The sequence below is a fragment of the Ruegeria sp. BHSB056 genome, from assembly GCF_059613305.1.
On sequence record NZ_JBXWSG010000043.1, the window covers coordinates 15,928 to 28,459 of the forward strand.

The 12,532-nt window shown below is 54.4% G+C and carries 12 protein-coding genes; 8 read left to right on the top strand and 4 right to left on the bottom strand.

The window, feature by feature from the left end; translation table 11 throughout:
- The first annotated feature begins 30 nt into the window (after positions 1-30).
- The 6 genes from AC2FND_RS11980 to AC2FND_RS12005 all read left to right on the top strand — a co-directional run bounded on the left by AC2FND_RS11980 (position 31) and on the right by AC2FND_RS12005 (position 5,285).
- Positions 31-1,155 (top strand): cobalamin-independent methionine synthase II family protein, encoded by a 1,125-nt coding sequence (locus AC2FND_RS11980; RefSeq protein WP_496769931.1) that lies wholly within the window; start codon positions 31-33, stop codon positions 1,153-1,155.
- On the top strand, positions 1,152-1,847 hold the full coding sequence (locus AC2FND_RS11985) for an alpha/beta fold hydrolase (protein ID WP_496769933.1): 696 nt from the start codon (positions 1,152-1,154) through the stop codon (positions 1,845-1,847). Before AC2FND_RS11980 ends, AC2FND_RS11985 begins: the two co-directional genes overlap by 4 nt.
- Complete coding sequence (locus AC2FND_RS11990; protein WP_496769935.1) at positions 1,844-2,539, top strand: RraA family protein; 696 nt, start codon at positions 1,844-1,846, stop codon at positions 2,537-2,539. Before AC2FND_RS11985 ends, AC2FND_RS11990 begins: the two co-directional genes overlap by 4 nt.
- Before the next feature lie 405 nt (positions 2,540-2,944).
- The gene (locus AC2FND_RS11995; protein WP_480686035.1) at positions 2,945-3,241 is read left to right on the top strand and encodes a hypothetical protein; all 297 of its coding nucleotides are present in this window, start codon (positions 2,945-2,947) and stop codon (positions 3,239-3,241) included.
- Between the two features lie 101 nt (positions 3,242-3,342).
- On the top strand, positions 3,343-4,335 hold the full coding sequence (locus tag AC2FND_RS12000; RefSeq protein ID WP_496769937.1) for a Hint domain-containing protein: 993 nt from the start codon (positions 3,343-3,345) through the stop codon (positions 4,333-4,335).
- Between the two features lie 506 nt (positions 4,336-4,841).
- Positions 4,842-5,285: a hypothetical protein gene (locus AC2FND_RS12005; protein WP_496769939.1), complete on the top strand. Its 444-nt coding sequence runs from the start codon at positions 4,842-4,844 to the stop codon at positions 5,283-5,285.
- Positions 5,286-5,722: 437 nt separating this feature from the next.
- On the opposite strand, the gene AC2FND_RS12010 is transcribed toward AC2FND_RS12005, so the two are convergent.
- The 3 genes from AC2FND_RS12010 to AC2FND_RS12020 all read right to left on the bottom strand — a co-directional run bounded on the left by AC2FND_RS12010 (position 5,723) and on the right by AC2FND_RS12020 (position 10,003).
- Entirely contained in the window at positions 5,723-6,973 is a 1,251-nt protein-coding gene (locus AC2FND_RS12010) for a dicarboxylate/amino acid:cation symporter (protein ID WP_496769941.1), read from the bottom strand.
- 202 nt (positions 6,974-7,175) lie between these two features.
- Complete coding sequence (gene cuyB, locus AC2FND_RS12015; protein WP_496769943.1) at positions 7,176-8,609, bottom strand: cysteate racemase; 1,434 nt, start codon at positions 8,607-8,609, stop codon at positions 7,176-7,178.
- A complete protein-coding gene (locus AC2FND_RS12020) occupies positions 8,606-10,003 on the bottom strand; it encodes an aspartate ammonia-lyase (RefSeq protein WP_496769944.1) in 1,398 nt (465 codons plus the stop codon). Before AC2FND_RS12020 ends, cuyB begins: the two co-directional genes overlap by 4 nt.
- Before the next feature lie 181 nt (positions 10,004-10,184).
- Here AC2FND_RS12020 and AC2FND_RS12025 point away from each other — a divergent pair, with 181 nt between their 5' ends.
- On the top strand, positions 10,185-11,078 hold the full coding sequence (locus AC2FND_RS12025) for a LysR family transcriptional regulator (RefSeq protein ID WP_496769945.1): 894 nt from the start codon (positions 10,185-10,187) through the stop codon (positions 11,076-11,078).
- A gap of 57 nt (positions 11,079-11,135) precedes the next feature.
- Here the strand turns inward: AC2FND_RS12025 and AC2FND_RS12030 are convergent, their stop codons facing one another.
- The gene (locus AC2FND_RS12030; protein ID WP_480508363.1) at positions 11,136-12,023 is read right to left on the bottom strand and encodes a LysR family transcriptional regulator; all 888 of its coding nucleotides are present in this window, start codon (positions 12,021-12,023) and stop codon (positions 11,136-11,138) included.
- Between the two features lie 129 nt (positions 12,024-12,152).
- On the opposite strand from AC2FND_RS12030, the gene AC2FND_RS12035 reads away from it, so the two are divergent.
- A partial coding sequence (locus tag AC2FND_RS12035; RefSeq protein ID WP_496769948.1) for a pyridoxal-phosphate dependent enzyme occupies positions 12,153-12,532 on the top strand: 380 nt, incomplete at its 3' end.

Here is a 12,532-nt window from a genome sequence, read left to right on the forward strand (position 1 = left end):
ATGGACCTAGATTTGAATGGAGATTCTAACATGACCCGCGTTTCAACCACCCATGTGGGAAGTCTGCCACGAAATCAGGAGGTCGTTGACTTCATCTTTGCTTGCGAGCGAGAGGAACCGTTCGATCAGGCTGCATTTGACGCCTGTATGACAGCGGCCGTGTCCGAGACCGTGCGGAAACAAGTCAAGGCTGGGGTTGATATCGTCTCGGACGGTGAGACCTCAAAGATCTCTTACGCAACTTACGTCAAGGACCGCTATACCGGCTTTGCAGGTGACAGCCCGCGCAATGCGCCGGCTGACCTCAAGATGTTTCCCGGTTTTCTGAAACGTCTGGCGGATGATGGCGGCACGCCCCAATATGCGCGACCCATGTGCGTTGGCGAGGTGCGCTCAAAAGGGCAAGGTGAGCTGCAGAAGGACATCGACAACCTCAAGGCTGCCATGGTCGAACACGGGGTCGGGCGCGGTTTTATGAACGCAGCCAGCCCTGGGGTGATTTCTCTGTTTCTGCAGAATGACTTCTATCCGACGCGCGAGGCCTATCTGGCCGCGCTGGCCGACGCGATGAAGGAAGAATATGAAACCATCGTTGGTGCGGGTCTGGATCTGCAATTGGATTGCCCGGATCTGGCCCTGTCGCGCCATATGCTGTTCACCGATCTGTCCGACGACGAGTTCGTGAAAATCGCCAACATGCATGTTGAGGCATTGAACCACGCATTGCAAAATGTCCCAGCTGACAAAGTGCGTGTCCATATCTGCTGGGGCAATTACGAGGGGCCGCATTGCTGCGACATCGGCATGGACAAGGTGTTTTCGACGCTGATGTCGACCAAATCGCGCTACGTGCTTTTTGAAACCTCTAACCCGCGACACGCGCATGAATGGACGGTGTTCCGTGACCGCAAGGGCGAAATTCCGGATGACAAGGTTCTTGTGCCTGGTGTGGTGGACACCACGACGAATTTTGTCGAACACCCCGAACTGATTGCTCAGCGTACCGAGCGGTTTACGAAAATCGTTGGAAATGAGCGTGTAATCGCCGGATCAGATTGCGGCTTTGGCACCTTTGCCGGCTTTGGTGCAGTCGATCCGGATATCGCCTATGCCAAGTTGGGCGCGCTTGCCGAAGGGGCTGCCCTGGTCAAATGACGCCGCTTATCCTCCTGCCCGGCATGATGTGCGATGCGCGGTTGTTCACTCCGCAGATCGATGCTTTGTCAGGCAAGTACCCGATCCTGTGCGCACCAATCGGAGGCCATGAAACGATGCAGGCGCTGGCCGCCGATGTGTTGGCCTATGCGCCCGAACGCTTTGCTCTGGCGGGACTCTCGATGGGCGGTATCGTGGCGATGGAAATTCTGCGTCAGGCCCCTGACCGTGTGGCTGGTTTGGCGGTGATGGACACGAACCCGCTTGCTGAATTGGACGAGGTCAAAGCCAGGCGCGGCCCTCAGATCGATGCGGTCGGACGTGGCGACCTGCGCAAAGTCATGGCCGAAGAGATGAAACCGAACTACCTGGCGGACGGTCCGCGTCGCGCCGCCATTCTAGATTTGTGCATGGACATGGCCATGGATCTTGGGCCGGACGTTTTCGTCAATCAATCCAAAGCCCTGCGTGATCGCCCTGATCAGAGCAACACGCTGCGTAACTTCACCGGCGGAGCACTCATTCTCTGTGGGCGCGACGACGCCCTGTGCCCCGTCTCAAGGCATGAGTTGATGCACGATCTGATGCCACAGAGCCGATTGGATATCATAGAAAACGCCGGCCACTTGCCGACATTGGAACAACCGCAACAAACAACGGCGGCCCTGACCCGCTGGCTGGAGATGATATGAACCAATCCCTTCTGGACCTGCTGAAAAAGGTCGACACTCCGACTGTTTGTAACGCAATCGAAGTGGCGCAGGGCAAGCGCGGATTCAATGAATTCACCCGGGGCACGATGTTATGTTCTGATCCCGATGTGGGGGCGATGGTGGGATATGCCCGTACCGCGAAGATTGCCGCCGTGAACCCGCCGTCAGAACCGCCTGAGGAGATCCGCCAACGTCGGATGGACTATTACAGGCATATGGCAACTGGGAGCGGCCCGGCTGTCACGGTGGTTGAGGATTTGGATTATCCTGATTGCATCGGCGCCTATTGGGGCGAGATCAATACGACGGTCCACAAAGGTTTTGGCATAAATGGTGCGCTGACCAACGGCGTGATGCGGGACCTCGGCGACCTGCCGGATGGATTCCCGGTGGTTGCCGGGTCTGTCGGGCCAAGCCATGGATTTGTGCACGTAAAAGAGATTGGCACACCGGTGACAGTCTTCGGCCTGTCGATCAAGGACGGTGACCTTGTGCATGCCGACCGGCATGGCGCTCTGGTGATCCCGCCCCAGGTAATGGGCGAGCTTGAACGGGCGATCATCAAGTTGCTTGAAACCGAAAGACTGATCCTGGACCCCGCTCGCGCATCAGGGTTCGATTTCGATTCTTTCGAAAAAGCATGGGCGGCATTTGAAGCCTCTCGGACTTAAACTTGCGATCTGTATTCCCAAGCTCCGTCCGTTTCAGAAGTTTATCCAACTGGCGGGATAGTCGACACATCCGTTCCGTCTATACATCTCTCAGGAAAACTTGCGACAGATACAAGCGTGAGACATTCTGTGTAACTTGACACCTGTGCTGTCTTCTTTGCGGATTTAACAACTTTCCCGTTTTTAACCCGGCCGTTCCAAATCATGATCACTCTTATCGAGCAATACGCCGTGTTTAGTTTTGACGATCCGATGTGTGGGGATGGATCGCTGAGGTTGGATGTAACCAGAGTAACGAGAAAGGATCCACGCTTGTCCGAGGAACCAATTTTACGATTTCGGAACCCGACACCGGACAGTAGTTTTCGCGATCAACAGTCGAGAACAAAACCCAATGACCGCATAATGTCCAGTTCAAACGAGTCCCCACACAACAAGAAGTTCATTTCCGTTGACGCCATCCAGTCAATGCTCCCGGAAGAGAACTGCCGGCTATCACTGGTTGCAGTGCCCTGCGAGGAAGCGACCGAAGCCCGACCGCGTTGGACCATGGAACTCAGGGATGACACGGGTCACCGGTATACCGTCAAGACTCAGGGCAGCCATTGCCGACCGATGTATGCCAGCACCCCAAGCGGTGTTTATGGCATCGCAGCAGAGATCGGGATTGATCAAGTGGTGCTGTGTATCCCGCAGGGGTGAGTCGGTTGCGAACACATGCAATGTTGAGAGCTGCTTCTTCAAAAGGTTGAGAAACCAAGTGGATAAACACGATCGCATGCGGTCGCATGAGGAACGAGTGGATGGGTTTTTACTATGCGATTGAGGGTCTCATCAGGGGCTTAGGAAACACAGCGCTTACAAATGGCGGTGGAGCACCTAGTGGAGCGTCACAGGTAACCGCAGGGACGATGTTTTCTTTCTCCGGCCCGACAACTGTTGGCATTGACGTCAACGGCGATGGTCAATCGCTCAATAACGCGACCATTGTTGTTGATGGCGCCGCCATGATTGATGGCGGTCAATTCTATCGGCTTGATGGTATTATCAACGGCGGGGCCGGTTCTAATAGACTCATCGCGGGGGATGGCGATGATGGTATTCTGAACCAATCCTCTGGTGACTATTCCGACAACATGTTGATTGGAGGAAGGCAGATCGCCGGGCCTGCCGCTTTGTCTGGAATCACTAGGTCTTCGTTGTTTAAACAAACAGGCGTGGCCTGTTTCGTAGCCGGCACGGAGATCGCTACTGCCAGAGGATTGACACTAGTTGAACGCCTGAAGGTCGGCGATAGAGTTATCACTCGGGATAGTGGTGTTCAGGAAATCCGGTGGATCGGGTCAAAAAAAGTTTCTGCGATAGGGAAATTGGCGCCGATCCGCATTGCCCCCGGCGTGCTAGGGTCGAATGATCAGTACTTGTGGCTATCGCCCAATCACCGCGTTCTAATAACCAGCGGAGACATGGGCGTATTGTTTGGTGAAAGCGAAGTGCTGGTTGCTGCAAAACACCTTGTTGGCCAACCTGGTATCACGCGGCAACCCGGAGGTATGGTTGAGTATTTCCATATCTTGTTCGACGCTCATGAACTTGTCTTGTCAAACGATCTTTGGACCGAGAGCTTCTTCCCCGGCTCCCAGGTCTTGTCACAAGACAATGAAATGCGTGAAGAAATCCTGAACCTATTTCCAGAACTCGGTGCGTTTGAGGAAGCGTCAAACTACGGGAAGACCGTGCGCGTGGTTTTGAACGCCCATGACAGCAAACTTATAAACCTGGACCGTGCAGTTTAGGCCGGCATCACTCACCTACATCCGCAACCTCTTTATAGAAGGAGAATCCATGTAAACCGAGTAGCAAAGCTCTTACAACAATCCTGAGTAGTTGCGGACGCAATGACCCAAACAACTACGAAACAACTCCAGTTGGGGTTGTTTCCCCAAAAGGTATCGTGACCTGTCAGCTATATATACCTGACCTAGTCGTTTGGGATCAGGCGGTGTTTACCCTGAAAGGGATGTCAATTCCCAAGGCGGACAGCATCTGGAAGAATGAAGGTTACGCCGCAAGAACCTAAGGTAATTAGACCTCCAGATTGCGGCAACATGGCCCTGCCTCCCCCTCGGCAGGGCCATTTTCTTTACTTGATCGGAGTGCCCCATTTGATCTGGACCACCGCTATGTTTGAAAAACGGAGGACCGAGAACCTCGAACAAGAGTGCTCTGAAACCCATTTTCCGGCCATTTTTGATTAGAGTTTTCCGCAACGAGTCCTTGGCTGGGAGAAGGAGCGGCAGCGATGAAAGCAGCGATCCCGGTCAGTAGCGCCAGACGCGCCGCCCGGTTCACTAAGAGCCGTTCACCCTGGTCGAACAGATCGTCGGTCAGTTTAAGATACCCCTACACCCTGCCACTGTCGGTCTCGCCGTTCACGCGGCGGGTGCGATCCGGAAACCGGGACAATTGTCTGATGCTGCAATTGTCTGGCGAGGTCGATTTCGCTATGGTATTTGAACGCCCGGAGGCCCCCGGTCCTGCGGTGCCACACGCGTTTGGGGTGTGGCGGCTGGGCGGCGATACATTGGTGCCAGTGGTTTCCCCCGATCTTGCGGTCCACGCTGATAACACCGAGATTCCGTTCATCTCATATCCCCCTGATGTTATCCTGGGGCGCCTGTTCAGCCAGTTCGTTTTGCCTTTGTTGCCCGAAGGCGGAGACTGCACTGACCCTTGCTGCCTGTGAATGCGCTGGATGGCGAAGGGTTGGTGTAGTTGTCGCTGACACTGGTCAAACGGCAATTAACCGAAAGGCGGCTGCCGCGATTACATGACTTGCCGCATCAGGATCTGGGCATCATACTGATCCGCCTCTCTGATCAACACGGCGAGGGAAATGCACAAATCTGGTCTGATCTGACAAATACTCTCGAACCATCCGTGGGGCTATAGCGCTTCCAGACCTGCTCACTGGTTCTATCCAGACGCTTAAGCGAGCAGAATAGTGAAGGGGTCGGGGTGGCCTGCTAGTGTTCCCGCCAACCTGATTCATTGCCAAGGGATCAACTTAACTGAACCAACAAATTGAGATAGGGGGGGAGGGTGACGGCATCATTCAGGCGACGTCCTGAACAGAAAAACAGCCGCCCTTTTCAGGGCGGCCGCAGTGATGTGCTTTATTAATTACGCCCGCGAAACGTCGGGCGATTTTAGCACGTGGGGAGTATCGTAGGCATCCAGATCCAGTTGATCTTCGGATTTCGCAATAATGACGGTGCAGGCAGCGTCGCCGGTAACGTTGAGCGATGTACGTGCCATGTCGAGAATGCGGTCGATGCCTGCGATGATGGCTACACCTTCCAAAGGCAGGCCGACCGAGCTCAGAACAAGCGACAGCATCACCAGCCCGGCACCCGGCACACCAGCGGTGCCGATGGAGGCAAGTGTCGACGTCAGAATAATTGTGACATATTCCGACATGCCCAGCTCTATCCCAAAGGCCTGTGCCACGAAAAGAGCCGCAACGCCTTGGTACATGGCGGTTCCGTCCATGTTGATTGTCGCTCCAAGCGGCAGCGTAAAGCTTGCAACCGACCGGTTCACGCCAAGGTTCTGCTGAACCGCCGTCATCGTGACCGGCAGTGTCCCCGAAGAGGACGTGCTGGTGAAGGCCACGATCTGCGGCTCGATGATGCCTTGGAAGAAGCGGATTGGGCTCAAACGCGCAAAGATCGAAACGAGCCCGCCATAAACAATGACGGCATGCAGAACGCAACCAATATAGAGCGCAGCAATCACGGTTCCCAAAGGCAACAGGAGATCCAGACCATAGGTTCCGGCGACCCAGGCCATTAGTGCAAACACACCATATGGTGCAAAACTGATCACAATCTCAGTCAGCTTCAAGATGACGGAATTTAGGGCTTCAAAGAAATCCCTGACCGGTTTTCCAGCGTCACCCACCAGGTTGATGGCCAGACCGAACATAATCGCAAAGAAAATGATCTGAAGCACGTTGCCATCCGCGGCAGCGGCGATTGGGTTTTTGGGAACGATCCCGATAAGTTGCTGGATGAAAGGCGGAGACGCTTTGGGTTCCATTGCGGCTGCGGTGCTCAGATCAATTCCTGCGCCGGGTTGCAACATCAGGCCCAAAGCGAGTCCAATCGTGATCGCGAATGCAGTTGTGCCCAGATAGAATACAATCGACTTCAGGCCAATTCGCCCCATGCGGGCCATGTCGCTGACCGATGTCATACCGCAAACGAGCGATACGAAGATCAACGGGACAATCAGCATTTTGATAAGCGACAGGAACAGGGTTCCAATGTTCTTGATCATGCCCGCAATTGCTGCGTTTCCGGTTGCGTTCAGCAACACGCCCGTAACCACCCCAAGAACAAGCGCGATCACGATTTGCTTCCAAAGAAGCATATTCCTCCAAGGTGCCATAAACCCTGTTTTGCGACTGGTATTCATCAATAGGTTCTCCCTTTCCATGGCAGTCAACTGGAATGAGCTGCCTGCAGTCGCCGCAAGGTAACACCGTCGTGCCGGTCATGGTCGCGCAAATAGAGAAATGGCATTGCAATATTTGCAACACCGTTTCTTCTGTCGGATAAAGTTTCGGTGGCGCCTAGAATTTTGCGAGCTGTACACATTTGCGGGCGAGCACATCGGTCGGGTCGACAGGAAGCGCCCCGAATGCGTCTGCGCTTTCGGTCACGATGAGCGGCAATTCCGTACAGCCGAGAATGATTGCCTCGGCTCCGCGCGCAACCAGATGGGAAAAGGCCCGGCTAATCTGTTCTTTGCAGAGACCGTCGGTATATCCAGATTTGACGCCAAACGGGCCATAAATTGAATCCATGACCAGGTTTTGATGATCGTCATCGGGAATGATGTGGGCAAGGCCTGCCTCATCAAGTGCTGTCTGATACAAGCCACTTTGTATTGTTCCATCCGTGCCGAGGATCCCGACCACACGCGTCTCTGGGGCGGTTTCTTTAATGTGTTCAGTGGTCGCGGCAAGGATACTGATGATCGGAATATCAAGGTGGCGCTGAATCCGATCGACATACGCGTGGGCGGTGTTGCAAGGGATGACGAGCATATCAGCACCACCGCGTTCCAGTTTTTTGCAGGTTGAATAGAGGGCGACAGTTGGATCGGTGCCTGCGCGGACCAGATTTTCAGTGCGGTCAGGAATTTGCGGGTTCTGTTCAACCAAGACTTTTATGTGATCCTGATCGCGGGTCGCCTCGGTCCCTTTGACCAGTTTGGCAAGGAAATCTACGGTTGCGGCAGGTCCGACACCGCCGACCACTCCAACTTTGAACCGGTGACGGCGGTCTGGCTGGGTCTCTTGCAGGGCGTAATCCGCGTAAACCGCCGCCGTGTCTATGGCCGTCATGTTGTCTGGCAGGTCAAGCTGGTTGAGCAACAAGGGCAGCTCAGAAAGACCGGGCACAAACACGGTCGCGCCTTGTTCGAATAGGTTGGTCAGGGCGGCATTTATGGGTCTCAGAACGTCTTCATTGCAGTGTCCTGCTTTGAAACCGATGCGTCCATATACGGCCTCCATGACGGCACTTTCCAGATCTTCCCGGGGATGGAGGATCTGTATTTCCCTGCCAAACAGGTTCTCGAACAAACCAGTTTTCCTGACAAAAGGCGTCGTGATGACACCAATCTTTGTCGGCTCGGGACGCAGTCTGGTAACGGCGGCGGCGATCGCCTCTGTCATGCTGATCAGCTTCAGTTCAAGCTCGTCCTGCAGTTCATGCAGAAAGCTATGGGTGACAAAACATGGAAGCAGCGCCACGTCACATCCATCCCGTTCCATGCGGGACAGTGTGTCAAAAACATAGAGTTTTCGGTGTGTTGGGCTGTAGCTCAGCTCTTTGGGGGAGGCTGGCTCGCGCAGCGGTTTCTGGTGAAATATCAATTCCCTGTGGTCTTCTTCCGACCTGACCGGTGTCCTTTGAACAATTCTGTTCAGCAGGTCGGCTCCGGCAAGGGCGCCCAGGCCGCCAACGATTCCTATGCGTAAAGATTGGTTTTTGTTCATTGGGCAATCTCCGGAGCCCTGCCGTGCATGTGCTGCAATGCAGTCTCGGCAAGCTCTTCTGGCAAAGCGGGTTTTGCGGCCTCTTGCAGGTTCAAGCCATGCGCCTGTGCATATTTTGCAAGTTTGGTGGCAGCCTCATATCCGATCACCGGGGCCAGTGCGGTGACATGTACAAGGCTGTTGCTCAGCAACATCTCGCATCTTTTCTCATCCGCAACGATACCGTCCACGCAGCGGGTGCGCAGCACATTCATTGCATTGGTCAGAGACCCCATGGTTTCCAACACTTTATGGATGATGACCGGCTCCATCGCGTTGAGCTGGAACTGGCCGGCCTCGGCGGCCATTGTGACGGTCAGGTCATTTCCGATTGCCTGATAGCAAACCTGATTTACAACTTCGGGAATAACCGGGTTTATCTTGCCGGGCATAATGGACGATCCTGCCTGAACCGCGGGCAGAATGATTTCTCCAAGCCCAGCCCGCGGCCCAGAGGACATTAGGCGTAAATCATTACAGATCTTAGACAGTTTGATGCCAACCCGCTTGAGCGTGCTTGAGAACATCACAAAGGCACCCAGATCAGATGAAGCCTCAATCAGGTCCGGGGCCAGTTTAAGTGGCTCGCCGGTAATGTCGCGCAAATGCGCCAAAGCGACTTCGCCAAACCTATCTGGGGCATTGATGCCGGTGCCAATGGCCGTGCCTCCAAGGTTCACTTCTGTCAGAAGGCGCGACAGGTCCCTCAACCGGTCGGCATCCTCGTTGATTGTTGTGGCATATCCCCGGAACTCCGCACCTAGTGGCATGGGTACAGCGTCCTGAAGTTGGGTACGCCCGACCTTCATAATATGCTGAAACTCACATGCCTTTTGGTCGAAGGATTTGGTTAGAAGATGCATTGCTTCAATCATAGGCGCGATCCTGGACAGGACAGCCAGACGGATTGCTGTGGGGTAAACGTCATTTGTGGATTGTGACCGGTTCACATCATCATTCGGATGAAGCTGGTTGTAGTCGCCATGATCTGCCCCAAGCTTTTCCAGTCCAAGATTTGCAATAACTTCATTGGCATTCATATTGGTCGATGTGCCAGCACCACCCTGCATGACATCAACAACAAACTGATCGTGATGGCCCCCGGCAATGATCTTGTCACAGACATCCGTAATGGCCGACGCTTTCCGGTGGGGCAGGACGCCCAGGTCCTTGTTGGCCATAGCACAGGCTTTTTTGACCGACGCCAGTCCGACAATCAATTCCGGATAGTGGCTGATCGCCACCCCCGTAATCGGGAAATTTTCCAGTGCCCGCTGGGTCTGGCTGCCCCAGGTCGCTGCCAGCGGGATCTTTACCGGGCCAAGGCTGTCGGACTCTGTTCTGTGCTGTTTCATGATCTGAGACCTTTTTGTGGTCATGCGGCCTGCATCAAATGCGCGGGGCCGAGACTCTGTGAGTGTGTCGGTCTGACCGTACCGCCATCAAGTCCGCCCACCCATGACAACTTTCGCAAAGGTGTTGCGAATTTTGCAACATGCTTCTACCGTGTGAAGTTTCTGCAATTGGAGAATTTAGATGGAGATCGATTGGCTGGAAGACTTCTTGGCACTTTCAGCTGCTGGGGTATTTGCCCGCGCGGCGGATGCGCGCAACATAAGCCAGTCGGCTTTCACGCGGCGGATCAAAAACCTGGAAAACTGGACCGGGACCCCATTGTTTGACAGGAGCGTACACCCGGTTGAGCTTACGTCAGCAGGTCATGCATTCAAGCAAACCGCAATCGACACGGTTGCCGCACTAAAGCAATCCAAAAGCGATATCCGTGGCTTATCTCGTCAGGAAGCATCGGTGCTTGATTTCGTCGCGCTTCATTCGTTGGCAATTTCCTTCTTCCCGAACTGGCTGACACGAATGTCCAGCCATCTTGGTCCCACCAAAACTAGGCTGGTCGCGGAAAACTTCTCCGGCTGCGCCGAGGCAATTTTATCCGGAAGCGCAGACTTTATGTTGTGCTATTCCCATCCGACCGTGCCCACAATTTCAGATGAAAACCGATACCCGTCTTCGACCATCGCAAAAGACCGGATCATAGCCGTCAGCGTTGTCAATGCTGATGGGTGTGCCAGATACAGCTTCGAAGGGAAAAGCCCGGTTCCGTTCCTGTCATACACTCCTGACAGTTTTCTGGGCCGCGTGTCCCAGGTTTGTCTGGATCGCGGAGGTCTGAGTCACATCGTGACCCCCATCTATGAAAACTCCGTTGCCGAGGCGCTTAAGTCCGCTTGTCTTGCGGGAATTGGCGTTGCATTCCTTCCCGAAAGCGCGGCGGATCGAGAGTTGAAAGACGGGAGTTTGCAGAAGATCAGCCAACCAGAATTCGAGCTTTCAATCGACATCAAACTCTACCGTTCGATCGAGAGGTCCCGAGCAGAGTTGGAACGCTTTTGGATGTTGGCTCAAAACCTGTAAGGCACATCGCAAGTCTGTAATGGAGAAGGGTGATGCTTACTGCAAGTTTCTTTGCGGCTACTCTGTTTCGGCAACCAATTTGCGGAAATTAGTACCGCGCGGGTTGGAAACGTGGGTGTAAAGAATAATATCCAGCGGCAGGCGGCCGTATTCCGGAGAGAGGATGACGGCATCGCCAGTAATTATGTGATTCTGGATGAGCGAGTGAGGAACCCAGGCAGCGCCGCTTCCTTCCAAAACCATCTGGGAGATCCCCACCGAAAACGCGCTTTCCACAGCCGATCTTCCCGTCCAGGCACGGTCCGCTTTAGCTTGATGCAGTAAAACAATCTGCCCAAAAAAGCTGTCTGCGGGGAAATCAATGCAGGGGGCGTCCGGTGGTAGGATCTGACCTTCCAGCAGCTCATATTTTAATGCGCCTCCGACGACCGGAAGCAAAGTGTCCCGCCGCCAAATGTAACGATCAACGGTGTCGTCGAAAGGCACCTGGGGCAGCTCACGGAATTCATAGCTCACCAGAATGTCGCATTCATGGCGCAGGAATGTGGACATCGCTGTCACCTGGTTCTGCGTGCGCAATCGGATTTGCGGCAATCCGCTGCGTGCGCGGAGTTTGCGAAGAATCTCCGGAACGACGGACACCGAAAGCGAGTGCTGCGTCGCCATCACCAGCGGTTCTCCGATGCCTTCCGGGTTATTAAGATGCCCATGCAATTGCCGCAAATGCGCGAGCAGCGACCGGATTTGAGGTTCGCTTTGTAGTAGCGTCGGAGACAGCTCTACCCGGTTGGCCTCACGGACCAGCAAGCTTTTTCCGATCCAATGTTCCAGTGATCTAATGCGCCGTGAAAAGGCGGGTTGTGTTACATTCCTGCGCGCGGCAGCGGCGGTCAGGCTGCGCTCTTCCAACAGGATCAGAGCGTCTTCTAGAAGGCGTGTATCCATGCTTACCCATACCTTATGTACGGGTACACTGCAATATTGGCATTATCCAACACGATTTTTTGCGTTTAGCCTTACTTAGAATACGTAAAGGGAATGTACACAATGCAAACCGCAGCGGCAGAAGGTGCTATGGCAGTGGGCGGCAACCTCGCGCTTGTAAGGCGCGCGCTTGAGAACTTTCCACGTGTGCGTTTTGGTCATTTTCCGACCCCGTTGGAGCCGCTGGAAAGGTTGAGTGACGAGCTGGGCGGGCCGCGCATCTGGGTCAAGCGCGATGACTGCACGGGCCTTTCGTCGGGCGGCAACAAGACTCGCAAGCTGGAATTTCTGATGGCCGACGCCATGAAGATGGGTGCTGACACAGTGATCACGCAAGGCGCCACGCAGTCCAATCATGCACGACAGACAGCAGCCGCAGCAGCCCGGTTGGGGCTGAACTGCCATATCCTGCTTGAGGATCGCACCGGGTCGAATGACGAGATTTATAACTTCAACGGTAATGTTCTGCT

Coding starts and splice junctions, on each gene's coding strand:
- AC2FND_RS11980 (WP_496769931.1), top strand. CDS start 31: ATGACCCGCGTTTCAACCACCCATGTGGGAAGTCTGCCACGAAATCAG.
- AC2FND_RS11985 (WP_496769933.1), top strand. CDS start 1,152: ATGACGCCGCTTATCCTCCTGCCCGGCATGATGTGCGATGCGCGGTTG.
- AC2FND_RS11990 (WP_496769935.1), top strand. CDS start 1,844: ATGAACCAATCCCTTCTGGACCTGCTGAAAAAGGTCGACACTCCGACT.
- AC2FND_RS11995 (WP_480686035.1), top strand. CDS start 2,945: ATGTCCAGTTCAAACGAGTCCCCACACAACAAGAAGTTCATTTCCGTT.
- AC2FND_RS12000 (WP_496769937.1), top strand. CDS start 3,343: ATGGGTTTTTACTATGCGATTGAGGGTCTCATCAGGGGCTTAGGAAAC.
- AC2FND_RS12005 (WP_496769939.1), top strand. CDS start 4,842: ATGAAAGCAGCGATCCCGGTCAGTAGCGCCAGACGCGCCGCCCGGTTC.
- AC2FND_RS12010 (WP_496769941.1), bottom strand. CDS start 6,973: ATGCTTCTTTGGAAGCAAATCGTGATCGCGCTTGTTCTTGGGGTGGTT.
- cuyB (WP_496769943.1), bottom strand. CDS start 8,609: ATGAACAAAAACCAATCTTTACGCATAGGAATCGTTGGCGGCCTGGGC.
- AC2FND_RS12020 (WP_496769944.1), bottom strand. CDS start 10,003: ATGAAACAGCACAGAACAGAGTCCGACAGCCTTGGCCCGGTAAAGATC.
- AC2FND_RS12025 (WP_496769945.1), top strand. CDS start 10,185: ATGGAGATCGATTGGCTGGAAGACTTCTTGGCACTTTCAGCTGCTGGG.
- AC2FND_RS12030 (WP_480508363.1), bottom strand. CDS start 12,023: ATGGATACACGCCTTCTAGAAGACGCTCTGATCCTGTTGGAAGAGCGC.